The following is a 23,024-nucleotide window of genomic DNA, read 5'->3' on the forward strand; positions in this document are numbered from 1 at the left end:
GGCCGGGTTGACCACCTCGGTGGTCCGGCCGTCGGCCGCGTCCTGGAACCGTCCGTCGATGTAGTTGCGCAGCCGGCGCAGTTCGGTGCCCACGGCCCGCCCTCCTGCTCACTCGTCCGATAGATGAGACACCCACCCTAACCATCGGAGAGGTCGATCCGACATACCCGCTCGTCCGGTATTCCTCCCCCCTCTCGCCGGGGCGTGGCGCGCCGGTGGGCCGTGCGGGCCACCGGCGGCGGCCCGTGAAGGACCATTCGGTGGAAACTGGGCCGTGCCCGCGCCCGATGGCCCTCTTCACCGCGGTCGTGGTCCGTACCGTGCCTGTGACCGATACCCCTGGCACTCGTTCACCCCGTCAGGGGAGGCACGACCCCGAAGGCGAGCGGAGGTGCCCGTCATGGTGGCTGCACCCGAGGACCTGCTCTGGGCACGCGGGCTGCACTACGAGCACGAGGGGTCGCCCGCGCTGCTGGACGTCTCCGTCGGGGTCCGCGAGGGCGAGATCCTCTCCGTCACCGGCCCGCGCGGCTGCGGCAAGTCCACCCTGCTGGGGTGTCTGTCCGGGCGGCTGGTGCCCGTGCGCGGCGAGGTGTGGTTCGACGGCGTCCCCCTGCACACCCTCCCGGAGTCCGCCCGCGAGCAGGTGCGCCGTGACCGTTTCGGCTGGATCGGCAGCGAGCCGCAACTCCTGCCCGAGCTGACCGTCTGGGAGAACGCGGCGCTGCCGCTGCTGCTCGCCGGCAGCGGCACCCGCGCCGCCCGCCGCACCGCGTGCGAGTGGCTGGAGCGGCTGGACGTCGGCGACTGCGCCCGCAGGCGGCCGGGCGCGCTGCTGCAGTCGCAGCGGCAGCGGGTGGCCATCGCCCGCGCCCTGGTGCACTCCCCGGCCGTGGTCTTCGCCGACGAGCCGACCGCGCCGCTGTACCAGGCCGACCGCACCCAGGTGCTGCGCACCCTCACCACCGCGGCCCGTTCGCACCGCATCACGGTCGTGCTGGCCAGCCACGACGCCCGGGTGGCCCGTACGGCGGACCGTGCGGTCACGCTCGTGGACGGCCGCCGGGTGGGGGCCGACGCCCCGGCCGGCGCACCGGGGCCGGAGGGCAGGGCAGCGTGCTCGCTCTCCGTCTAGCCCTCCGTCTGGTCCGCACCTTCCGTCCCGCCGCCCTGGCGCGGCGGGCGCTGGTCGCCGGGGTCTCCGGGGCCGTCGGTTTCCTGCTGCTGAGCACGCTGGGCCACGCCGCCGCCCACCCCGAGCGCCCCGATGTGGCGCTGTCCCGGCTGCTGTGGTGCGTGGTGCCGCTGGCGGCCTGCGCGCAGTTCGCCGCGGCCGCCGCCCGCACCGACCCGTGCGTGCGTCCCCGCGCCGGGCTGGACGCGGTCGGTGTGGGGCCGGCGCGGCTGCCGCTGCTGGCCGCGGTGTCCACGGCCCTGTCCTGCTCTCTGGGCTGCGCGCTGGCCCTGCCGGTCTTCCTGCACCTGCGCGGCGGTCTCGGCGACGCGCCGCTGGCCGGGGCCGCGGGGGAGCTGCTGGGCGCCGGCCGGCCGCTGCCGCGGGTGGCGGCGCTGACGCTGCTGGCCGTGCCGGCGCTGGTCGCGGCCGGGGCGAGCGCGGTGGCGACGCGGCTGCGCACGGCGGCGCCCGCCCGTCCGGCGGTGTCCTCCCAGTCCTCCCACCGGCCGCCGCCCGCGCCCGCGGGGCTGCCGTGGGGCGTGGCGGTCACCTCGGTGGGGCTGGCGGTGGAGACCTACGCCGCCGGCCGGGCCGCCGCCGCGGATCCGGGGGTGCCGGTGCCGCGTTCCCTGGACGGTCTCGGTCCGGGTGTCGTCGGCGGCTGGCTGCTCATCGCCCTGGGGCTGGCGCTGGCCGGCCCGGGGCTGGTCCATCTGTGCGGGCTGCTGCTCGCCGTGGGGCGGCCGGGGGCGCTGCGGCTGCTGTCGGGCCGGGTGCTGCGGGAGGAGGCGCCGCGCGTCGGGCACCCGCTGGGGGTGCTGTGCGCGGTGGCGGCGGGTGCGCTGGCGACGGCCCGGCTGTACGGGGCGGCGTCCGGGGACGCCGGGCCGACCGTCGGCCCGCTCGCCGCGCTGGGTGCGGCGGTGGTCGTGGTGTGCGCGGTGGCGGGCGCGCTGAGCGCGGCGGCGGAGTTCCGCGCGGCCCGTGCCTCGGCCACCGCCGGCCTGCTGCAGCTCGGCGTCTCCCGCAGGCTGCTGCGGGCCGCCGCGGCGCTGCGCGTGGGGGTGCTGCTGGCCGTACTGACGCCGCCGGCCTGGCTGGTCGCGGAGCTGGCGACGCTGCCGCTGACGCGGTGAGGGGCTACCGGAGGGTGGCTACCGAAGGGGTCGCCGTTCTCCGCTCCTTCGGCCGCCCCTCACCGCGTTCCGCCGGTCCCATCCCCGGGTGGTCCGGCGTCCCCTCCGTCCCGCCCGAGCACGACCACCTCGCCGGCGTCGAAGGTGACGCCGACGGTCGTGCCCGGTTCCGGCGCGGTGTGCAGGGGGCAGGACGCCTCCAGGGCGGGGCCGCGGCCGGGGTCGAGCAGCAGCGAGATCTCCGAGGAGCCGCCGCCGCGCAGGGTGCGGGCGGTGACGGTGCACGGCAGCCCGCCGTCGGGGGCGGGCGCCGGCCGCACCCCGGCGGGCCGCACCAGCAGGGTGCACGGCCCGGGCGGGGTGCCGGGCGGCACGGGTACGGGGCCCCAGGGGGTGTCGGCGGTCCCGCCGCGCACGGTCGCCGCGGCGATGTTGGTGAAGCCCAGGAAGCGGGCGACGAATTCCGACGCGGGGCGCCGCCACACCTCGACGGGGCTGCCGGTCTGGGCGATCCGTCCCCGGTCCATGACCACCACCCGGTCGGCGAGCGCGAACGCCTCGCCCTGGTCATGGGTGACGGCCAGCACGGTGGTGCCCAGGCGGCGGAAGAGCTGCCGCAGTTCGACCACGAGCCGCTCGCGCAGGGACCGGTCGAGCTGGCCGAGCGGCTCGTCCAGCATGAGCAGCCCGGGGCGCGGGGCCAGCGCGCGGGCCAGCGCGACGCGCTGCTGCTCGCCGCCGGACAGGGTGGTGACCGCGCGGCGCTGGGCGCCGGGCAGGCCGACGAGGTCCAGGAGTTCGGCGACCCGTTCCCCGGCCCGCTCGCGCGGCATCCGGTGCATGCGCAGGCCGAAGGCGACGTTGCCGCCGACGTCGCGGGTCGGGAAGAGCTGGTGGTCCTGGAACATCAGCCCCACTCCGCGCCGGTGGGGTGCCACGCCCCGCTGGTCGCGGCCGGCGAGCAGCACCCGTCCGGCGTCCGGCGTCCGGAGTCCGGCGACGACCCGCAGCAGGGTGGACTTGCCGCTGCCGGAGGGGCCGAGCACGCAGACGATCTCGTGTTCGGCGACGTCCAGGTCCACCGCGTCCAGGGCCGTGCGGTCGCCGAAGCGCACGGTGACCGCCTCCAGTCGCAGCGACGCCATCTCTACAGCTCTCCCGATCGGTCGGTGCGGATGCTCTCCAGCGCCAGCAGGGTGGCCGTGCACACCAGCATCAGGATGGTGCTGAGGGCCATCGCCTGGCCGTAGTTGGCCTCCCCGGCCCGGCCCAGGAGGCGGGCGACGGCGACGGGCAGCGTGGGCGCGTCGGCGCGGGCGATGAAGACGGTGGCGCCGAACTCCCCCAGGGAGACGGCGAAGGCGAAGCCCGCCGCGACCAGCAGGGCCCGCCGCACCAGCGGCAGGTCGACCTCGCGCCACACGCGTGGCGGCGAGGCGCCCAGCACCGCCGCGGCCTCGCGCAGCCGGGGGTCCACGGCCCGCAGCACCGGCAGCAGGGTCCGCACCACGAACGGCACGCCGACCAGGGCCTGGGCCAGCGGGACCAGGATCCACGACGAGCGCAGGTCCAGCGGCGGCTCGTCGAGCGCGATGAGGAATCCGAAGCCGACGGTGACCGCCGAGGTGCCCAGCGGCAGCATCAGCAGCGCGTCGAAGCCGCGTACGAGCCGTCCGGCCCGGCGGCCGGACTCGGGGAGGGTGAGCGCGACGGCAGCCAGGCCGCCGACGGCCAGGGCGATGCCGGTGGCGACGGCGGCGTAGGCCAGGGAGTTGCCGACGGCCTCCAGCGGGGCGACCGCGAAGGTGCCGTCGGTCTCGGCCAGGGCGCGGTAGAAGTCCAGGCCGTAGCCGTCGGGCCCGTTGAGGGAGCGTTCGACGAGCACGGCGAGCGGGGTGAGGACCAGAAGGGCGATCTGCGCCAGCACGGCGGCCAGCAGCATCCGCTGGCGCGCCCCGCGCGGGCGGCGGGCGGTGCGGGCGGCGTCGACCAGGCCCAGGGTCCTCTGGTGCCGGCGGGCGGTGCGGGCGTGGACGGCCAGCAGGGCGGCGACCGCGGCGAACTGCACCAGGGTCAGGACGGCGGCGGTGGGCAGGTCCAGCAGGTAGGCGGTCCGCCGGTAGATCTCCACCTCCAAGGTGGCGTAGCGGGGGCCGCCGAGGATCTGGACGACGCCGAAGGAGGTGAAGGTGAACAGGAAGACCATCAGGGCGGCGGCGGCCGCGGCCGGGGCGAGTGCCGGGAGGGTCACGGTGCGCCAGGCGGCCAGGCGGCTCGCGCCGAGCACCCGCGCGGCCTCCTCCTGGCGGGGGTCGAGCTGCGCCCACAGGCTGCCGACGATGCGGACCACCACGGCGTAGTTGAAGAAGACGTGGGCGATCAGGATCGCGGCGGGGCCGGTGACCGGCCGCAGCCCCCAGGTCTCCTCCAGCAGCCCGCCGCGGCCCAGCAGCCCCAGGAACGCGGAGCCGACGACGACGGTGGGCAGCACGAACGGCACGGTGACCACGGCCCGCAGCACCCGTTTGCCGGGGAAGTCGTAGCGGGCCAGGACGTAGGCGCCGGGCAGGGCCAGGAGCAGGGTGAGCACGGTGGAGGCCGCCGCCTGCCACAGCGTGAACCACACCACGCGCGCGATGCCGGGGTCGGTGAGCACCTCGGCGATCCGCCCCGGGTGCCACCGCCCGCCCTCGTGGAGGCCGCGGGCGGTGATGGCGGCGACGGGGTAGGCGAAGAACAGCGCGAGGAAGACGGCGGGCGGCGCCATCAGGGCGAGCCGGACCGCGGTGCCCCGCGCGCCGCTCCCCGCGCCGGGGCCGCCGCTCACCTCACGGCGATCGAGGTCCACGCCTCGACCCACGCCTCACGGTTCTCGGCGATCTTCTCCGGGGCCATGGTGTACGGGTCGGGGACCGTCTCGCCGTACTCGGTGAACACCTCGGGCAGCTTCGCGCCCTCGCGGACGGGGTTGACGAACATCTGCAGCGGCATGTCCTCCTGGAATGCCTCGCCGATCAGGAAGTCCAGCAGCGCCTTGCCGCCTTCCTCGTTGTCGGCGCCGGCCAGGAGCCCGGCGAACTCGATCTGCCGGAAGCAGGTGCCGGTCGCCACGCCGGTGGGGGCCTGCTTCGGCGCGGGGTCGGCGTCGAGCACCTCGGCGGGCGGGCTGGAGGCGTAGGAGACCACCAGCGGCCGGTCGCCGCCGCCCTTGCCGCCGGAGGAGCCGGAGAAGCGGTCGTAGTACGCCTGCTCCCAGCCGTCGACGACCTCGACGCCGTTGGCCCTCAGCTTCTTCCAGTACTCCTGCCAGCCTCCCCCGTACTCGGCGACGGTGGCCAGCAGGAAGCCCAGGCCGGGCGAGGAGGTGGCGGCGTTCTCGGTGACCAGGAGGTTCTTGTACTCGGGCTTGGTGAGGTCGTCCAGGGTCCTGGGCGGCTCGATGCCGCGGTCGGCGAAGTAGGCGCGGTCGTAGTTGACGCAGATGTCGCCGGAGTCCACGGGGGTGACGCGGTGCTTGTCCGGGTCCAGCCGGTACTCGGCGGGTATCTTCTCCAGGTCCTTGGCCTTGTAGGGGGTGAACAGGCCGTTGTCCAGGGCGCGGGAGAGCAGGGTGTTGTCGACGCCGAAGAAGACGTCGCCCTGCGGGTTGTCCTTGGACAGGACCGCCTGGTTGAGGGCCGCTCCGGCGTCGCCGCCGCGCAGCACCTTCACCTTGTAGCCGGTCTCCTCGGTGAACTTCTCCAGCACGGCGTCGGAGGCCGCGAAGGAGTTGTGGCTGACCAGGGTGACGGTCTTGTCCTTCTTCCCCCCGTCGTCCCCGGACGGCTGCGGGCCGCCGCAGGCGGTCAGGGCGGAGACGGTGAACGTGCCGAGGACGGCGGCGCCGAGGGCGCGCCGGAATGTCGTGACCACGGTGTGCTGACTCCCTACGCCGGTACTAACCGGATCAGGTTCGAGGGTCTGCGGTTCGCCGGCCCGGCCGGCGGCACCGCACTCTCAGCGCTGTACGCGCTCCCCTGTCGGTTTTCGGTGTTTCGATACTGTGTGCGACCGCTACGGTACCAGTGCCGCCCGCGGCCTCAGCGCTCGGTGGCGGCGAGCTGGCCGCAGGCGCCGTCGATCTCCTGCCCCCGGGTGTCCCGGACGGTCACCGGCACGCCGTGCGCCTGGAGGGCCTCGACGAAGGCGCGCTCGTCCTCGGGGCGGGAGGCGGTCCACTTCGAGCCGGGCGTGGGGTTGAGCGGGATGAGGTTGACGTGCGCCCGCTTCCCCGCCAGCAGCCGCCCGAGGAGGTCGGCGCGCCACGCCTGGTCGTTGATGTCCCGGATGAGGGCGTACTCGATGGAGACCCGGCGGCCGGACTTCTCCGCGTACTCCCACGCGGCGTCGAGGACCTCGCGGACCTTCCACCGGGTGTTGACCGGCACCAGGGTGTCGCGCAGCTCGTCGTCGGGAGCGTGCAGGGAGACCGCCAGGCGGCACTTGAAGCCCTCGTCGGCGAAGCGCAGCATCGCCGGGACCAGGCCGACGGTGGAGACGGTGATGCCGCGCTGGGACAGCCCCAGCCCGTCGGGTTCGGGGTCGGTGAGGCGGCGGATGGCGCCGACGACCCGCCGGTAGTTGGCCAGCGGCTCGCCCATGCCCATGAAGACGATGTTCGACAGCCGGGCCGGTCCTCCGGGCACCTCGCCGTCGCGCAGCGCGCGCATGCCCTCGACGATCTGGTGGACGATCTCGGCGGTGGACAGGTTGCGGTCCAGCCCGGCCTGGCCGGTGGCGCAGAAGGGGCAGTTCATGCCGCAGCCCGCCTGCGAGCTGACGCACATGGTCACCCGGTCCGGGTACCGCATCAGCACGGACTCCACCAGCGTCCCGTCGTGCAGCCGCCACAGCGTCTTGCGGGTGGCGCCGTCGTCACAGGTGACGTGCCGCACCACGGTCATCAGCTCGGGCAGCAGCTCGGCGGCCAGCTTCCCGCGCGCGGCGGCCGGGATGTCGGTCCAGGTGGCGGGGTCGGTGGCGCAGCGGGCGAAGTAGTGCCGGGACAGCTGCTGGGCGCGGAAGGGCTTCTCGCCGATCGCGGCGACCGCCTCGCGGCGCTCGGCGGGGGTGAGGTCGGCGAGGTGCCGGGGCGGCTTGGCGGCCCCGCGCGGCGCGACGAAGGTGAGTTCTCCGGGTGCAGGCATAACCCGTCCAGTGTCGCAGATCGACTCCGACGGCCCGGGCCACAGCAGGGAGGCCGCGGTCACCCCCGGCCGCCCTCCGTCATCGCCGACCACCCCCGCACGGCCCACAGACGGCCCAGCCGATTCATGCGGAACCAGCCCGACTTCCCGCCTTACTAAGGGTTGTCCCGTGAGTGATCTTGTAGTGCGATGATCTTGGTCGTGTCTGGTGTGATCACGGCGTCGGTGCCGTCCTGGATAGAGCCGTTCACCGGGCTGGGCCCGCGCACCTTCGGCACGTTGGTGACGCTGCTGCGCCGCGAGGGTGCGGAGGTTCCTGGCCGGGGCCGGCCGTGGAAGTTGCCGCTCGAGGATCGGGTGCTGCCGGTGGCCGCCTACTGGCGGACCAACCTCACCATGCGGCAACTGGCCCCGCTGTTCGGGGTGTCGAAGTCGGCCGCCGACCGGGTCATCGACCACCTCGGACCCCAGTTGGCCCTGCAGCCGCGCAAGCGGTTCGCCAAGGATGCGGTACTGATTGTGGACGGCACTCTGGTGCCCACCCGGGACCACACCATCGCCGAGCAGTCGAAGACCTACCGGTACTCGGCCAACCATCAGGTGGTTGTCGACGCCGATACCCGCCTGGTCGTGATGGTCGGCCGGCCGCTGCCGGGCAACCGCAACGACTGCCGGGCCTGGGCTGAGTCCGGCGCCGAGGCCGCCGTGGGGGAGGCCACCACGATCGCCGACGGCGGCTACGTCGGCACCGGACTGGTCATGCCGCACCGCCGCCGCGCGGGCGAGGAACTGCGGGACTGGCAGCAGGCCCACAACAAGAGCCACAAACAGGTCCGCGCCCGTGTCGAGCACGCCTTCGCCCGCATGAAGACCTGGAAGATCCTCCGCGACTGCCGCCTGCGCGGCGACGGCGTCCACACCGCCATGCTCGGCATCGCCCGGCTGCACAACCTCGCCCTCACGGGATGACTCCCGCCCCATACGCTCAGTCGATACAGAACTCGTTGCCCTCGATGTCCAGCATCGGGATGCACGAATCATTGCCGTCATACAGCGTTCGCACGTGTACCGCGCCGAGCAGGACCAGTCGTGCGCATTCGGCCTCAAGCGCGGCGAGGCGCTCTTTTCCCACCAGCCCGGTGCCGACACGCACATCAAGATGCACCCGGTTCTTGGCGGCCTTCCCCTCGGGGACGCGCTGGAAGTACAGCCGCGGGCCCACGCCTGAGGGATCAATGCAGGCGAACCAAGAATCCCGCTGCTCAGGCGGCTGCGAGCGCCTGTAATCATCCCAAGTGGCAAACCCCTCTGGTGGCGGGGGTACGACGTACCCCAACACCTCGCACCAGAAACGAGCGAGACGCTCAGGTTCTGCGCAGTCAAAGGTGACCTGGAACTTCTTGATCGCTGACATCGGTGCACCGTACCAAGGGGACTTGGGGTTCTGCCGTTCACTTCCCCCGAGGGGCTGCCCGCAACCCCATCAGGCGCTGGGCCATCTCGGACATCAAGCGATCAATCCGGACAGCCCACGAGGACGACGCGACCCTGGCGGCGAAGCCCACCGGGGTCACCGGGATCCCGCCCTGCCCAACTACCCGCATGCCAAAGATCGGTTACGGGACAACCCTTAGGCTTCGCGGCAGGAGTACCAGACACCTTCGTCATTCAATGCACTACTCGAAGCACTGGTAAATTCTTTTAATGCGACAGCAAGACGCTCTTCCCAGCCTTCACTGAGGCGACTGGAGGATTGATTTCCCTGACCAGAGGCGCATTCAATCCATCGAATCGCAGAAATCCACCAATCGTAAACCGCATCCGCAGCCTCCCGGGCGGCCTGAAAAACACTCTGAGGTCCCTGCACAGCCAGTAAAGCCGCGCAGCTTCTCAGGTCTTCAAGTGCCGCCAGTTCCGCTTCGACAATACTGCGCACAGCATTGACGTCCCCACACTCTGCAGCCCCATTTGCTTTCCGCACGACATGCTGGACAGAACAGAACTTCGCCGCAAATTCAGCATAAGCGTGACTACGGGGGTCACGACGGGAACGGACATGCTCCGCGTATCCCTGCTCTTCGAACTCCTGGCGCTGAGCAGCCAACTGGGCTTGGAAGTGCTCTCGTTGTGCGGTTAGTCGTGCTCCCGCCTGCCTACGCGCCCATCTCGCAGCGAGCAAGCTGGTGGCCCCGGTGCCTGCTACTCCGGCAACGGCTCCAAGCACGGCTGCCAACCCTTGATCCGTGAACAGATGCCACTCATTAGCGAAGATCACTTATGACTGTTCCATGTAGCGCACGAACTCGCTATCGCTATCGGCCACAAACTGTCAGACTTAACCAGCTTCGTGCGACTCGGAGACAACTTGAAGGTCGGCGTAGCGGATTTGGGTGGAGCTGCCTCGGGGCGAGAGATCGAGACCCGTACGCCGGCCGCGAACCGGGTCGGCTCCTCGCCTGCCCGCACGTGCCCGATCCGGGCCCCGATCTTCGAGGCTCGCCCCATGGGGCTGCCTGAAGTCCCGGAACGCCGCCGCCCCAGCCCCGGTGATTCTCCTCGGCCGCCCCTTCGCCGCTTCTACGCCTCAGTGCTCCCGGATGCGGGCGGGAGCGTCAGGGCCGTGCGCGCATACCCGGGCAGCTCTGATCCGGCGGTGACGCTTCGGGTACGCGCACCTGATGTCCAGTAGCGAGGAAGCGGGCTCGCCGAGCTCCCGATGGCGTTCGCGGTCCGACTTCGGGGCACAGTGCCAGCGCGTTTGCGGCGGAGGGAGGAAGGGACCACAGTCGGAAGGAGAAGGGGGATGCAAGGTGCTCTTCGTCGCGATCCTGCTCATTCTCCTCGCGGTCTTGCTCGTCCTCATCGGGATGGCGGTGATCGCCATTGGAGCCTTCCTGCTCTTGATCGGATCGGTCTTGATCCTCATGGGGATGGCCCTGGCCGCCATGGGGGCCTTCTTGCTGGCACGGAGGGCGCTGAAGCGACGGCGGCGGCGACGTCACCGTGCGCATAGGCGGTGGTGACCGCACGCCTCGTCCGACGGCTGCGGCAGCGGGCCGCCGTGCCGTGGCGTCCCTCCCCGGCCGGAGCGGTCCGCGGTGTGCTGCCCTGGAGCCACCGAGCCATGGCCGGGGTCGGGGCCGGCCATGGCTCGGTGGCGAGGCGAGATCGTCGGCCCGGCCGAGGACGCCGTCCGGCCGGTGTCTTCGGCAGGTCCCGGACGTCGGCGGCCCGGGGACGGCTCCCTCTCGAATGCAGGACGGCCCCCTGCCGGCGGGACATCCGTCGGCAGGGGGCTTGTCGGTGCCCGGAGGGACGGAGTTCTCCGGGGTGCGGGGCACACCCTGTCCGGTGTCGCGGACGGAGCGCGGGGCCCGCCGCGTGGACGGCGGGCCCCGGACGGGGTGGGGCGGGCGGTCAGCCCGCGCCGACGAAGACGACCAGCAGCAGCCAGACCACGGGGGCGGTCGGCAGCAGCGAGTCGAGCCGGTCCATGATCCCGCCGTGCCCGGGCAGCAGGGTGCCCATGTCCTTGATGCCCAGGTCCCGTTTGATCATGGATTCGCCGAGGTCGCCCAGGGTCGCGCTGGTGGCCACGGCCAGGCCCAGCAGCAGGCCCTGCCACCAGGTCCCGCCGTCGATGAGGAAGTGGGTGCACAGCGCGCCGACGGCCATCGCGAAGGCCACCGCTCCCAGCAGCCCCTCGCGGGTCTTGCCGGGGCTGATGCGCGGGGCGAGCTTGCGCCGGCCGAAGCGCCAGCCGACGGCGTACGCCCCGGTGTCGCTGACGACGGTGAGCAGCAGGAAGGTCAGCACCCGCCACGGCCCGTCGTCGGCCGCGAGCATCATGGCGACGAAGGTGGCCAGGAAGGGAACGTAGAACGCGGCGAAGACGCCCGCCGTGACGTCCCGCAGGTACTCCCCGGGGTCCTCCGTCATCCGCCACACCAGCACGGCCAGGGTGGTGAGCGCCATCGCCACCCAGGCGCCCTCCGCGCCGCGGACGTATCCGGCGACGACCATGGCGGCGCCGCCGACCGCCAGCGGCACCAGTGGCGCCCGGATGCCCTTGTGTTCGGCGAGCCGGGAGGTCAGTTCCCACAGCCCGACCACGACCGCGACCACGATCACGCCGACGAAGACGGGCTTGTAGACGAACAGCGAGGCGACGATGACGACGCCCAGTCCCAGGCCGACCCCTATCGCGGCGGGCAGGTCGCGACCCGCCCGCTTCCGGCCGGAGGAGCGGCCCGGGGTCACGGGGCCGGCCGGGGCCGGCGGCTCGGACGGGCCGTCGCCGGGGAACGGGCCGCCGAACGGCCGCCCGGCCGCCCGGTCGTCGCGATCGTCCTGGTCACCGCCGGGGGCGTCGGGCACAATGGGCATACGCCGAGTCTGCGACGCGTCGCCGCCCTCGCGCACGGAACCCGCCGGGGCCGGAGCCACCTCCGCGCGGAGCGGGGGGGAGTAACCCTGTTCGGGAGGGTTCCAGTAGCCGGAGTGGCCGGGATGTCCGGCACTCGGCGGTGGCGCTCCCCAGGATGAGTCATTCACGAATATCGCAGCCTCAGACCTCGAGCAGCTCGGCTTCCTTGTGCTTGAGCAGCTCGTCCACCTGCGCGACGTACTTGGCGGTGGTGTCGTCGAGCTCCTTCTCGGCGCGGCGTCCCTCGTCCTCGCCGATGTCGCCGTCCTTGATGGCCTTGTCGATGGCCTCCTTGGCCTTGCGGCGGACGCTGCGGATGGAGATCTTGGCGTCCTCGGCCTTGCCCTTGGCGACCTTGATGTACTCCCGGCGGCGTTCCTCGGTCAGCTCCGGGAAGACGACCCGGATGATGTTGCCGTCGTTGGAGGGGTTGACGCCGAGGTCGGAGTCGCGGATGGCCTGCTCGATGTTCCGCAGCGCGCTCTTGTCGAACGGGGTGACCACGGCCATCCGGGGCTCGGGCACCGAGAACGACGCGAGCTGGTTGATCGGGGTCATCGCGCCGTAGTAGTCCGCCACGATCTTGTTGAACATCGCCGGGTGCGCACGACCGGTGCGGATCGCGGCGAAGTCCTCCTTGGCGACGACGACCGCCTTCTCCATTTTCTCCTCGGCTTCGAGGAGGGTCTCTTCGATCACCACGTGCTCCTGGTTCGATGATGTGAGCCGGAAAGCCCTGATTCCTGCACGGTGTCCGACCGGCAGGGTGTTGTCCATCCCCGTACCGTGCCCATCGTGCGGCACGGAGTTGCCGTACGGCGCCGTGTGCCGCGGTCGCCGTACGGACGTCGTGTCGTGCCCCTCGCGGGGGTCAGGTCCGGGAACCCTGGTCGCTCACGAGCGTGCCGATCTTCTCACCCTTCACCGCTCGTGCGATATTCCCCTCCGCCAGCAGTTCAAAGACGAGGATCGGCAGCTTGTTGTCGCGACAGAGGGTGATGGCGGTGGCGTCGGCCACCTTCAGGTCGCGGGCGATGACCTCGCCGTACTCCAGGGCGTCGAACTTCACCGCGTCGGGGTTCTTCGCCGGGTCGGAGTCGTAGACGCCGTCCACGCCGTTCTTCCCCATCAGCAGCGCCTCGGCGTCGATCTCCAGGGCGCGCTGGGCGGCGGTGGTGTCGGTGGAGAAGTACGGCATGCCCATACCGGCGCCGAAGATGACCACCCGCCCCTTCTCCAGGTGCCGTACGGCCCGCAGCGGGATGTACGGTTCGGCGACCTGCCCCATGGTGATGGCGGTCTGGACGCGGGAGTCGATGCCTTCCTTCTCCAGGAAGTCCTGGAGGGCGAGGCAGTTCATGACCGTGCCGAGCATGCCCATGTAGTCGGAGCGGGCCCGGTCCATGCCGCGCTGCTGGAGTTCCGCGCCGCGGAAGAAGTTGCCGCCGCCGATGACGACGGCGATCTCGGCGCCGTCCCGCACCACGGCGGCGATCTCACGGGCGACCTTGTGCACGACGTCGGGGTCGACTCCGAGTCCTCCGCCGCCGGCGAACGCCTCACCGGAGAGTTTCAGCAGGAAGCGGCGACGGCGGTTGCGGTCTTTGTCGGAGGCGGCGCCTCCGGGGTCGATGCCCTGTTTCATCGGATCTCCTCGTGCACATGCGAAGGAGGCCATTGCCGGTGGTCCCATCGGTCCCTCAAGCGGCAATGGCCTCCTCGTCACAACTGCGGTCGTCCGGTCCGTACGCGGCGTGCGCGACGCACCAGGACGGGCCCCGTGGCCGACCCCAACCGGGCGCGGCCGGTCCGCCGTGGAAGGTACGGCGTACGGGTCAGGCGCCGACGCGGAAGCGGGCGAAGCGCTTCAGCGTGACACCGGCCTCGTCCAGCACCTTCTGGACGGTCTTCTTGTTGTCCTTCGCGAAGGGCTGGTCCAGGAGGCAGTTCTCCTTGAAGAAGCCGTTCACGCGGCCCTCGATGATCTTCGGCAGGGCCTGCTCGGGCTTGCCCTCCTCGCGGGCGGCGGCCTCGGCGACGCGGCGCTCGTTGGCGACGGTGTCGGCCGGGACGTCCTCGCGGGAGAGGTACTTCGGGGCGAACGCGGCGATGTGCTGCGCGACGTCCTTGGCGACCTCGGCGTTCTCCTGCTCCAGCTCGACCAGGACACCGACCTGCGGCGGCAGGTCCGGGCTGGTGCGGTGCATGTAGGCGGCCACGTAACCGCCGGAGAACTGCGCGAAGCGGTCGAGGACGATCTTCTCGCCGAGGGCGGCGTTGGCCTCGTCCACGTACGCCTGGACGGTCTTGCCGGACTCGATCTCGGAGGCGAGCAGCGCCTGGATGTCGGCCGGGGAGGTGGCGGCGACGTGGGCGGCGATGGCGTCGGCGACGGCGAGGAACTTCTCGCCCTTGGCGACGAAGTCGGTCTCGCACTTCAGCTCGACCAGCACACCGGACTTCTTGTCGTCGGCGAGCAGGGAGACGACGGCGCCGTTCTCGGCGGTGCGGGACTCGCGCTTGGCGACGCCCTTCTGGCCCTTGACGCGGAGGATCTCGACGGCCTTGTCGACGTTGCCCTCGGCCTCGTCGAGCGCCTTCTTGCAGTCCATCATGCCGGCGCCGGTGAGCTCGCGGAGCTTCTTGACGTCAGCGGCGGTGTAGTTCGCCATGGTCGGTGAATCTCTTCTCGAAAAGTCGATGAGGATGGATCGATCTACAGGTGTACGGCGGGGGCGGCGCTCATGGCACCGCCCCCGGCCGTACCACCGTGCTGCGTGCTCAGGCCTGCTCGGCCGGCTGCTCGCCCTCGGCGGCCTTCTCCTCGGCCGGGGCCTCGGACGCCTTGGCCTCCTCGGCGGCCTTCTGGGCGTCGCCCTCCAGCAGCTCGCGCTCCCACTCGGCGAGCGGCTCGCCGGCGGCCTTCTCGCCCTTGCCCTCACCGGCGGCGCCGGAGCGGGCGAGGAGGCCCTCGGCGACGGCGTCGGCGATCACGCGGGTGAGCAGGGTGACGGAGCGGATCGCGTCGTCGTTGCCCGGGATCTTGTAGTCGACCTCGTCCGGGTCGCAGTTGGTGTCGAGGATGGCGACGACCGGGATGTTGAGCTTGCGCGCCTCACCGACGGCGATGTGCTCCTTCTTGGTGTCCACGATCCAGACGGCGCTGGGCACCTTCTGCATGTCGCGGATACCGCCGAGCGTCTTCTCCAGCTTGGCCTTCTCGCGGGAGAGGACCAGCAGCTCCTTCTTGGTGAGGCCGGAGGAGGCCACGTCCTCGAAGTCGATCTGCTCGAGCTCCTTCAGGCGCTGGAGGCGCTTGTGGACGGTCGAGAAGTTGGTCAGCATGCCGCCGAGCCAGCGCTGGTTGACGTAGGGCATGCCCACGCGGGTGGCCTGCTCGGCGATGGCCTCCTGGGCCTGCTTCTTGGTGCCGACGAACATGATGGAGCCGCCGTGGGCGACGGTCTCCTTGACGAACTCGTAGGCGCGGTCGATGTACGACAGCGACTGGAGCAGGTCGATGATGTAGATGCCGTTGCGCTCGGTGAAGATGAAGCGCTTCATCTTCGGGTTCCAGCGGCGGGTCTGGTGCCCGAAGTGGACGCCGCTCTCCAGCAGCTCCCGCATCGTGACGACGGCCATGGCCGTTTCTCCTTGAGTACTCGGTTGTACGCGGTGACCGGATGGCCACCGCTCCTGACGCCCCGGCGCGCTGTGCCTGCGGAGGGGTCCGGGACCGTCTCCGAGGACCGAGGTGCGCGGCCACCGGCGGAGGTGGCGGGGCGTGCGAAGTCGACCCGGTGACCCGGATCGCACCAGAAGTGTACGGGACCGGGGAACCGGCAGGCGACAGGCGGGGATCATCGGCACGGCCGTGCCGGGTACCGGCGGGCGCGACGGGGGGAGCGGGCGGGAAGCGGCGGGCCGGGTGACGGGCCTGTCCACAACCGGCCGGTACTCCACAGCCTTCCTCCAAGATCCCCGCCGCTCCCCTCCTGGCGTCACTCTGTGCGCATGAGACGTCGACTGTGCGCGGTGCTGCTGTGCTGTCTGCCGCTCCTGTCCTCGGGGACTGCCTCGGGGGTGCCGTCAGGAGTGTCCTCGGAGGCGGTCGCGGCGGCCCCGGTGGTGCGGGTCCGCGCGGCGCCCGCGGACGACCCGTCCGGTGCCGGTGCCGGACGGGTCCGGCCGGTGCCGGGCGCGGTCGAGCGCGACTGGCGGCCGCCTCCGGTGCGGTGGGCGGCCGGCCACCGCGGCGTGGACCTGGCGGCCCGTCCGGGGGATCCGGTGCGCGCGGTGGGGGCGGGCCGCGTCTCCTTCGCCGGGGAGGTCGCCGGGCGCGGGGTGGTCTCGATCGAGCTGTCGGGCACGGGCGATCCGCCGCTGCGCACGACGTACGAGCCGGTCAGGGCGCGTGTCCGCGAGGGTGACCGGATCGCGACGGGGCAGGTGGTGGGGGTGCTGGAGGCGGACGGCTTCCACTGCCCGGCGGGCTGCCTCCACTGGGGGCTGCGTCGTGGCGGCGCCTATCTGGATCCGTTCTCCGTGCTGGGCAGCGGCCCGTCCCGGCTGCTTCCGGTGCTGGGGGTCCCGTTGCCGGAGGCGGCGGGTGGCGGACCGGACGGAGTGGTACGCCCGGTGGCGGCCGGCAGGTCCTCGTCCGGGGAGACGGCCGTCGCGGGGGCGGTGGCGCTGGCCCTGGCGGCGGCCACGGTCCGGGCCCGTCGCCGCCGCATCCGCTCGCGTGGCGGGAGGCCGCTTCCGTAAGCGGACGGGCCGGGGTGCCCGGGGCACCCCGGCCCGTTTGCCGGGACGCCCGCGCGGCGGTCCGTCCGCTCCCCCATGCCGGCGCTCCCTCCGGAGGAGCACCGGCAAGGAGAGCAGGGAGGTGAGAGGGAGGGGCTGGGGTGGGGGAGGGGGAGGGGCGGGGGTCAGCCCCCGACGCCGTGGAGCACCATCGACACCGCGGCCCGTGTGATGCGTTCCGGGTCCTCCGCGGCGCCCAGTTCGATGCGGCGGACGGCGGCGTCCACGACGCCCTGGAGCAGTGTGGCCGTCAGCCGGGGCTCGTCGTGGCCGAGGGCGCCGAGCGCGTCCACGACCATGGTGATCAGTCCTCCGTGGGCGGCTCGGATCTTCTCCCGGGCACCCGCGTCCAGCTCACCGGCCGAGATGGCGACGACGGCCCGGTGCCGGCGGTCTCCGACCAGTGCCAGTTGCCGCCGCACGTACGCCTCGATCTTCGCTTCGGGCGTGTCGGCCCGTTCCATGGCGGCCTCCACCTCGGCCGCCCACAGGGGGAAGTCGACGGCGCACAGCTCCTCGACGACGGCCGCGCGGGAGCGGAAGTACTCGTAGACGGAGGAGCGCGCCAGCCCCGTGCGTTCGGCCAGGGCGGCGAAGGTCAGTGCTTCCGTACCGCCCTCGGACAGCAGGGTTCGTGCTGCTTCCAGCAGGGCCTCGCGCTGCATCGTCCGGTGCTCGGCCACGGAGGCCGCTCGAATCCTGGGCACGCGTCCCACTGTAGGGAGGGCAGGACCGATTCAGCGACTGAGGTCGGCGAGCTTGGCCCGCAGTTGCAGGACGGACTTGGTGTGGATCTGGCTGACCCGGCTCTCGGTGACTCCGAGCACCTGCCCGATCTCCGCGAGGGTGAGGCCCTCGTAGTAGTAGAGGGTGACCACGGTCTTCTCGCGTTCGGGCAGGGTGTTGACCGCGCGGGCCAGCAGCCGGCGCAGTTCGCGGTCCTCGGCGATCTCGACGGGGTTGTCGGCGGCCGTGTCCTCGAGGGTGTCCATGAGGCTGAGGCGGCCGCCGCCCTCGCCGCCGTGGAGCACCTCCTCCAGGGCGACCACGTTGGTCAGCGGCAGTTGGCTGAAGATGTTGTGGAGTTCCTCCAGGGGGATTCCCATCTCGTCCGCGACCTCGGCTTCCGAGGGGGTGCGCCGCAGCGTGGCCTCCAGCGTGGCGTGGGCGCGTTCGAACGCGCGGGCCTTCTGCCGTACGGAGCGGGGGATCCAGTCCAGTGCCCGCAGCTCGTCGATCATGGCTCCGCGGATGCGGGTGATGGCGTAGGTCTCGAACTTGATCGAGCGGTCCGGGTCGAACTTCTCGATGGCGTCGATCAGTCCGAACACTCCTGAGGAGACGAAGTCGGCCTGCTCCACGTTGGCGGGCAGGCCGACGCTGACGCGCCCGGCCACGTACTTGACCAGGGGCGAGTAGTGGAGGATCAGCTGTTCCCGCAGCCGCTCGTCGCCCGTGCGCTTGTACGACCGCCACAGTTCGTCGAGCGATCTGGGCGGGGCAGGGCGTGCAGCGTCGTCGGCTGCAGTCGGTTCTGCCGTGGCCGTGCGGTCGGGCCCGGAGGTGTGGTGGGGCATGCGTGGTCTTGAGCCGTTCTGCCGTGATCTGTGCGCTGACGCCGGTGGGACCGATGGGGTTGGGAACCTTGGGAGCGTAGCGTGACTGAGGTGTCGCACAGTGCGAGGATCGGTCGATCGAACATACGCAGATACGTTCCGCTGCCCGCACCCCGGGGTTACCCGGGCGGTCGGAGCAGTGCGGTGCGGCTGCGCGGAACGGACCATTCGGCGATCATGTCCCACACCTTTTCACTCGATCGCCTTGGATCAAGGACCGTCTCGTCACCTATTGGGGTGTTGGTTCGCGTGCCGTGCCAACTGCCAGTAGTCGCCGTTCCGTTCGAGGTGTCCGAGCGACTGCAGTTCCTGGAGGCGGACGAGTGCGCGGTCCTCCGCGAGGGCGGCGGCACGCGCCACCGCCGCCGTGCTGAGCGCGCCCCGGGCGGGCAGCGCCTCCAGGACGCATGCCGCCTCCGGCGCCAGCAGGTCGCGCGGCACCATCGGCCCGCGCCGTTCGGGGGCCAGTTCACCGATGCTGCCGACCAGTTCGATGATCTCGGCCGCGTCGGTGACGACGATGCCCTCCCCGCGCAGGAGTTGGTGGACTCCCGCCGACAGCCCGCTGGTCACCGGGCCGGGTACGCCCATCGTGATCCTGCCGAGCGCGAGTGCCCGCCGGGCGGTGACCAGTGAGCCGCTGCGCAGCTCGGCCTCCACCACGACGGTGCCGCGGGTGAGGGCCGCGATCACGCGGTTGCGCAGCACGAACCGGCTGCGGGTCGGGTGGTCGCCGGGCGGCAGTTCGGCGACCAGCAGGCCCTGGTCGCCGATGCGTCGGATCAGCGGGCCGTTGCCCGGCGGATAGGCGACGTCGACCCCGCAGGCCAGGACGCCGACGGTGGCCCCGTCCACCACGAGTGCGCCGTTGTGGGCGGCGCCGTCCACTCCGTACGCCGCGCCGGAGACCACCGTCCAGCCGCGTGCGGCCAGGCTGGAGCCGAGCGTGGCCGCGACATGGGCGCCGTAGTCCGTACAGGCCCGGGCGCCGACGACGGCGACCGAGCGCAGTGCCCACAGCCGCAGCGAGGCTCTGCCGCGCACCCACAGTCCGACGGGGCGTCCGTCGCCCAGGTCGTCCAGTTGGCTCGGCCACTCGGGGTCGCCGGGGCAGAGGAAGCGTCCGCCCAGTGCGCCGATCGCTTCGAGGTCGGCTTCGGGGTCGAGTCGGTGTGTCCGCTGCCGCAGTCCGGCCCAGCGGGTCCGGGAGGCGCCGGGCAGGGGGGTGTCGGAGCCGAGGGCCTTGAGGGTCTCCACGGCGCCGTACCTGTCGATCCAGCCGTTCACGGCCTCGTCCCCGGGCTCTCCGATCCTGGTGAGCGCCGCCCGGGCCACGCGCTCGTCGTCGCCGGTCGTCATGCCCGGCCTCCGGTGAGTGCCGTGCCGCGCCGTACGCCCGTGCGCAGCTCCAGCGCCCCGTCCACGTCGTCGGCGGTGGGCCGGTCGTGTCCGGCGAGGTCGGCCAGGGTCCAGGCGACCCTGAGGACACGGTCCAGGCCGCGTGCGGTGAGCAGCCCGCGTTCCATGTCCTCCTCGGCCCTGCCGAGCGCCCGGGGGGCCGCCGGCCATCTGGTCCGCAGTTCGTGTCCGGGGACCTCGCTGTTGGTGCGCCAGGGGGTTCCGGCGTAGCGGGCGGCGGCGCGTTCCCGGGCGGCGCGTACGCGCTCGGCCACGGTTGCGGTGGATTCCGCGCGGGCGTCGGGGTCGGTCAGTTCGGAGCGGGTGACGGGTTCGACGGTGACGCGGAGGTCGACGCGGTCCAGCAGGGGGCCGGAGAGCCGTGCGCGGTAGCGCCGGACCGAGGAGGGCCGGCATTCGCAGCCGCCGCCCCTGGAGCCGTGCCGGCCGCAGGGGCAGGGGTTGGCGGCGAGGACGAGCAGGAAGCGGGCGGGCATGCGCATCAGGCCCTGTGCCCGGGCCACGACGACCTGTCCGGACTCCAGCGGTTGGCGCAGTGCGTCGAGCACGCGGGCGCTGCATTCGGCGGCCTCGTCCAGGAAGAGCACCCCTCGGTGGGCGAGGGAGACGGCCCCCGGCCTGGGCAGTCCGCTGCCGCCGCCGACGAGGGAGGCCATGGTGGCCGAGTGGTGGGGGGCGCAGTAGGGGGGTCGTTCGATCAGTGGTTGGCCGGGTGGCAGGGTGCCGGCCACGGAGTGGACGGCGGTGACCTCCAGGGCCTCCTGCGGGGTGAGGGGCGGCATCAGTCCGGGCAGCCGCTCGGCGAGCATGGTCTTGCCCGCACCGGGCGGGCCTTTGAGGAAGATGTGGTGGCGGCCCGCGGCGGCCACCTCCAGTGCCCTGCGGGCCGCGACCTGTCCGGCGACCTCGGCGAGGTCCACGGGACGTTCGCCGCAGAGTGCTCCGACGCCTCCTCCGGCTCCGGGCACGGTGAGTCCGGCGAGCATCGGGGCCGTGGCACCGTCCTCGGCCGGGTCCTCGTCGGGGACGGGGGCGTCGGTGAGGACGGCGACGAGCTGGCGCAGGGAGCGGATGCCCAGGACGGAGACGCCGGGGACCAGGGCGGCCTCGGCGGCGGTCTGCTCGGCGACGACGACCTGGCGGTATCCGGCTTCGGCGGCGGCCAGAACGGTGGGGAGGACGCCCCGGACGGGCCGGACGCGGCCGTCGAGCCCCAGTTCGCCGATCATCACCAGGTCGGTGAGCCCGCGGGGGTCGATCCGCTCCGCGGCGCCGAGGACTGCGCAGGCCACGGCCAGGTCGAAGCCGCTGCCGCTCTTGGGCACCGAGGCGGGGCTGAGGCCGACCGTGAGCTTCTTCTGCGGCCAGTCGATGCCGGAGTTGACGACGGCGGCCCTGACCCGGTCGCGGCTTTCGACCAGGCTCTTGTCGGGCAGGCCCACCAGGGTGAAGGTGGCGAGTCCCGGTTCGAGGTCGGCCTGCACCTCGACGACCACGCCTTCGACGCCGACGAGGGCGACCGAGCAGGTGCGGGCGAATCCCATCTCAGGCCACCCCCCGGACGTGCTGGACCAGGGGCGCGCCGCGCTCGGGCAGGACGACGCCGACGAGGTCGATGCGTACTCCGCCGGTCGGCGGGCGGCCGTATCTGGCGAGCCAGCGTTCGGTGAGCCAGCGGGCGGCGAGTCTGCGCAGCCGTTCGGCCTTGCGCGGCGTGATGGCCGCCATCGGGTGTTCGTACGGACCGGCCCTGCGGGTCTTGACCTCGCAGATGACGAGCGCGTCGGCGTCCCGGGCGACGATGTCGATCTCACCGCTCGGGCAGCGCCAGTTGCGTTCCAGGACGGCCATGCCCGCCTCGCGCAGTCGTCGGGCGGCCAGGTCCTCGCCGTAGCGGCCGAGTGCTTCCCTGCCGTTCATCGGTACCACCTCCGGGTCCGACTGTGACGGCTGGGGAGGCGGCTGGGTGATCATGGTCCGTTTCGGTGGACGAACGGCCGATTGTGGATATCTTGCTCACCCGTACGAGGGAGGGGCAGGGGATGAGCCGGGTCCGGGACGGCCGGAGCCCCCGCCCGTCCCCCGTTCACCTCTTGAAACTGGAGTCCTCGGGCAGGTCGAGGTCGCTCTTGTTCAGCTCCTCGATGTTCACGTCCTTGAAGGTGAGCACCCTGACCTGCTTGACGAAGCGGGCCGGGCGGTACATGTCCCACACCCAGGCGTCGGCCATCGAGACTTCGAAGAAGACCTCGCCCTGGACGGAGTGCACCTGCATCTCGTAGTCGTTGGTGAGGTAGAAACGCCGCTCGGTCTCGATCACGTACCTGAACAGCCCGACGACGTCCCGGTACTCCCGGTAGAGCTTCAGCTCCATCTCGGTCTCGTACTTCTCGAGGTCCTCGGCGCTCATGGCGTGTTCCCCTTCAGCCGTGCGTCCCCCCATTGTGCGTCAGTCGTGCCCGCCTCCCGCGGACCGAGGTGATCGCCCCGTACGCGGCGCCGCCGAGGACCAGTGCCGCGCCGGCGGCGGTCGCCAGCAGGGCGGGTCGCAGCGGGCCCGGCCGGGAGATGCCGCCGGGGAGGTCCGCGAAGCTCTCGGGGCGTTCGACCAGTCCCATGGTGCCCGGCGGCCACACGGTGGCGTCGATCCGGCCGGTCACCGCCTCTCTCCTCACGGAGCCGTGGTTGGCGTCCTGCAGGTGCGTCCGCGAGTCCAGCGACTGGTCGCGGTGGTCGCCGAGGAGGAAGAGGTGTCCTTGGGGCACGGCCGCCTCGAAGCTGGGGAAGGAGGCCCGTTCCCGTGCCCCCTGCCGCAGGTACGGCTCGTCGACCGCCGTGCCGTTGACGGTCAGCCTTCCCTGCCCGTCGCAGCACTTGACGGTGTCGCCCCCGACGCCGACGACCCGCTTGGCCATGGGCAGCTCGCCCCACACCGGATCCCGGAAGACCACGATGTCGCCGCGTTTGACCTGGTCGCCGTCGATGCGCTGGGCCAGCACCCGGTCTCCGGCGTTCACGGTGGGCGCCATGGAGTCGGTCGGCACGGTGTAGGGCTGGTACAGGACGGCCGTCCAGCCGAAGCCGCCCAGGAAGAGCACGCAGCCGATCGCCACGGCCGCCGACGACAGGGTGTGGCCCAGGCGTCCGCGGCCCCCTCCGGCACGTGCTCCGGTACGTCCTGCTCTGCTCACTCACGCGCTCCCGGGGTCTGGGCTCCACCGACGGTCTGGCCGCACCCTACCTTCGGGTACGTTCCGC

The 23,024-nt window shown here is 72.2% G+C and carries 23 protein-coding genes and 1 riboswitch; of the genes, 5 read left to right on the top strand and 18 right to left on the bottom strand.

The window, feature by feature from the left end; all coding sequences use genetic code 11:
- Positions 1-400: 400 nt before the first annotated feature.
- Both VE546_RS09295 and VE546_RS09300 read left to right on the top strand, forming a co-directional pair.
- Positions 401-1,135, top strand: coding sequence for an ABC transporter ATP-binding protein (locus VE546_RS09295; protein ID WP_324920560.1), 735 nt, complete (start codon positions 401-403; stop codon positions 1,133-1,135).
- Positions 1,117-2,313 (top strand): hypothetical protein, encoded by a 1,197-nt coding sequence (locus VE546_RS09300; RefSeq protein ID WP_324920562.1) that lies wholly within the window; start codon positions 1,117-1,119, stop codon positions 2,311-2,313. The genes VE546_RS09295 and VE546_RS09300 overlap by 19 nt, the downstream gene beginning before the upstream one ends.
- A gap of 59 nt (positions 2,314-2,372) precedes the next feature.
- Here VE546_RS09300 and VE546_RS09305 read toward each other — a convergent pair whose 3' ends face one another.
- The 4 genes from VE546_RS09305 to rlmN form a co-directional block, all read right to left on the bottom strand.
- Positions 2,373-3,458 (bottom strand): ABC transporter ATP-binding protein, encoded by a 1,086-nt coding sequence (locus VE546_RS09305; RefSeq protein WP_324920564.1) that lies wholly within the window; start codon positions 3,456-3,458, stop codon positions 2,373-2,375.
- A 2-nt stretch (positions 3,459-3,460) separates the two neighbouring features.
- A complete protein-coding gene (locus VE546_RS09310) occupies positions 3,461-5,080 on the bottom strand; it encodes an iron ABC transporter permease (RefSeq protein WP_324920612.1) in 1,620 nt (539 codons plus the stop codon).
- A gap of 56 nt (positions 5,081-5,136) precedes the next feature.
- Positions 5,137-6,225 carry a thiamine ABC transporter substrate-binding protein gene (locus VE546_RS09315; RefSeq protein WP_324920566.1) on the bottom strand — a complete coding sequence of 363 codons (1,089 nt, stop codon included), beginning with the start codon at positions 6,223-6,225 and terminating at the stop codon, positions 5,137-5,139.
- A riboswitch (TPP riboswitch) is annotated at positions 6,220-6,341 on the bottom strand. (Overlaps the previous gene by 6 nt.)
- 51 nt (positions 6,342-6,392) lie before the next feature.
- The gene (gene rlmN, locus VE546_RS09320; RefSeq protein ID WP_324920567.1) at positions 6,393-7,499 is read right to left on the bottom strand and encodes a 23S rRNA (adenine(2503)-C(2))-methyltransferase RlmN; all 1,107 of its coding nucleotides are present in this window, start codon (positions 7,497-7,499) and stop codon (positions 6,393-6,395) included.
- A gap of 201 nt (positions 7,500-7,700) precedes the next feature.
- Here rlmN and VE546_RS09325 point away from each other — a divergent pair, with 201 nt between their 5' ends.
- On the top strand, positions 7,701-8,468 hold the full coding sequence (locus VE546_RS09325) for a transposase (protein ID WP_324920569.1): 768 nt from the start codon (positions 7,701-7,703) through the stop codon (positions 8,466-8,468).
- Between the two features lie 16 nt (positions 8,469-8,484).
- Here VE546_RS09325 and VE546_RS09330 read toward each other — a convergent pair whose 3' ends face one another.
- Both VE546_RS09330 and VE546_RS09335 read right to left on the bottom strand, forming a co-directional pair.
- Positions 8,485-8,913 carry a VOC family protein gene (locus tag VE546_RS09330; RefSeq protein WP_324920571.1) on the bottom strand — a complete coding sequence of 143 codons (429 nt, stop codon included), beginning with the start codon at positions 8,911-8,913 and terminating at the stop codon, positions 8,485-8,487.
- A 216-nt stretch (positions 8,914-9,129) separates the two neighbouring features.
- Positions 9,130-9,774 (bottom strand): hypothetical protein, encoded by a 645-nt coding sequence (locus VE546_RS09335; RefSeq protein ID WP_324920572.1) that lies wholly within the window; start codon positions 9,772-9,774, stop codon positions 9,130-9,132.
- A 535-nt stretch (positions 9,775-10,309) separates the two neighbouring features.
- On the opposite strand from VE546_RS09335, the gene VE546_RS09345 reads away from it, so the two are divergent.
- The gene (locus VE546_RS09345; protein WP_324920614.1) at positions 10,310-10,522 is read left to right on the top strand and encodes a hypothetical protein; all 213 of its coding nucleotides are present in this window, start codon (positions 10,310-10,312) and stop codon (positions 10,520-10,522) included.
- Between the two features lie 394 nt (positions 10,523-10,916).
- On the opposite strand, the gene VE546_RS09350 is transcribed toward VE546_RS09345, so the two are convergent.
- The 5 genes from VE546_RS09350 to rpsB form a co-directional block, all read right to left on the bottom strand.
- A complete protein-coding gene (locus tag VE546_RS09350) occupies positions 10,917-12,053 on the bottom strand; it encodes a phosphatidate cytidylyltransferase (RefSeq protein ID WP_324920574.1) in 1,137 nt (378 codons plus the stop codon).
- A 13-nt stretch (positions 12,054-12,066) separates the two neighbouring features.
- Positions 12,067-12,624, bottom strand: a complete 558-nt coding sequence (gene frr, locus VE546_RS09355) for a ribosome recycling factor (protein WP_324920576.1) — start codon at positions 12,622-12,624, stop codon at positions 12,067-12,069.
- Positions 12,625-12,796: 172 nt separating this feature from the next.
- Positions 12,797-13,570 carry a UMP kinase gene (gene pyrH, locus VE546_RS09360; RefSeq protein WP_324920578.1) on the bottom strand — a complete coding sequence of 258 codons (774 nt, stop codon included), beginning with the start codon at positions 13,568-13,570 and terminating at the stop codon, positions 12,797-12,799.
- A 190-nt stretch (positions 13,571-13,760) separates the two neighbouring features.
- Entirely contained in the window at positions 13,761-14,597 is an 837-nt protein-coding gene (tsf, locus tag VE546_RS09365) for a translation elongation factor Ts (RefSeq protein ID WP_324920580.1), read from the bottom strand.
- A gap of 109 nt (positions 14,598-14,706) precedes the next feature.
- Positions 14,707-15,567, bottom strand: coding sequence for a 30S ribosomal protein S2 (rpsB, locus tag VE546_RS09370; protein ID WP_324920582.1), 861 nt, complete (start codon positions 15,565-15,567; stop codon positions 14,707-14,709).
- A 372-nt stretch (positions 15,568-15,939) separates the two neighbouring features.
- Between rpsB and VE546_RS09375 the strand changes: the two genes are divergently transcribed.
- Positions 15,940-16,692 (top strand): M23 family metallopeptidase, encoded by a 753-nt coding sequence (locus tag VE546_RS09375; RefSeq protein WP_324920583.1) that lies wholly within the window; start codon positions 15,940-15,942, stop codon positions 16,690-16,692.
- A gap of 164 nt (positions 16,693-16,856) precedes the next feature.
- Here VE546_RS09375 and VE546_RS09380 read toward each other — a convergent pair whose 3' ends face one another.
- The 7 genes from VE546_RS09380 to lepB all read right to left on the bottom strand — a co-directional run bounded on the left by VE546_RS09380 (position 16,857) and on the right by lepB (position 22,957).
- Positions 16,857-17,414, bottom strand: a complete 558-nt coding sequence (locus VE546_RS09380; protein ID WP_324920615.1) for a helix-turn-helix domain-containing protein — start codon at positions 17,412-17,414, stop codon at positions 16,857-16,859.
- A gap of 54 nt (positions 17,415-17,468) precedes the next feature.
- Positions 17,469-18,308, bottom strand: coding sequence for an RNA polymerase sigma factor WhiG (whiG, locus tag VE546_RS09385; RefSeq protein WP_324920585.1), 840 nt, complete (start codon positions 18,306-18,308; stop codon positions 17,469-17,471).
- A 264-nt stretch (positions 18,309-18,572) separates the two neighbouring features.
- On the bottom strand, positions 18,573-19,706 hold the full coding sequence (dprA, locus tag VE546_RS09390) for a DNA-processing protein DprA (RefSeq protein ID WP_324920587.1): 1,134 nt from the start codon (positions 19,704-19,706) through the stop codon (positions 18,573-18,575).
- Positions 19,703-21,310 (bottom strand): YifB family Mg chelatase-like AAA ATPase, encoded by a 1,608-nt coding sequence (locus VE546_RS09395; RefSeq protein ID WP_324920589.1) that lies wholly within the window; start codon positions 21,308-21,310, stop codon positions 19,703-19,705. The genes dprA and VE546_RS09395 overlap by 4 nt, the downstream gene beginning before the upstream one ends.
- A 1-nt stretch (position 21,311) precedes the next feature.
- Positions 21,312-21,686, bottom strand: coding sequence for a YraN family protein (locus tag VE546_RS09400; protein WP_324920591.1), 375 nt, complete (start codon positions 21,684-21,686; stop codon positions 21,312-21,314).
- Positions 21,687-21,852: 166 nt separating this feature from the next.
- Positions 21,853-22,176 carry a DUF2469 domain-containing protein gene (locus VE546_RS09405; protein WP_324920593.1) on the bottom strand — a complete coding sequence of 108 codons (324 nt, stop codon included), beginning with the start codon at positions 22,174-22,176 and terminating at the stop codon, positions 21,853-21,855.
- A 13-nt stretch (positions 22,177-22,189) separates the two neighbouring features.
- Positions 22,190-22,957, bottom strand: coding sequence for a signal peptidase I (gene lepB, locus VE546_RS09410; RefSeq protein ID WP_324920595.1), 768 nt, complete (start codon positions 22,955-22,957; stop codon positions 22,190-22,192).
- Between the last annotated feature and the right edge of the window lie 67 nt (positions 22,958-23,024).

The organism is Streptomyces sp., assembly GCF_035644915.1.
GTDB lineage: Bacteria > Actinomycetota > Actinomycetes > Streptomycetales > Streptomycetaceae > Streptomyces.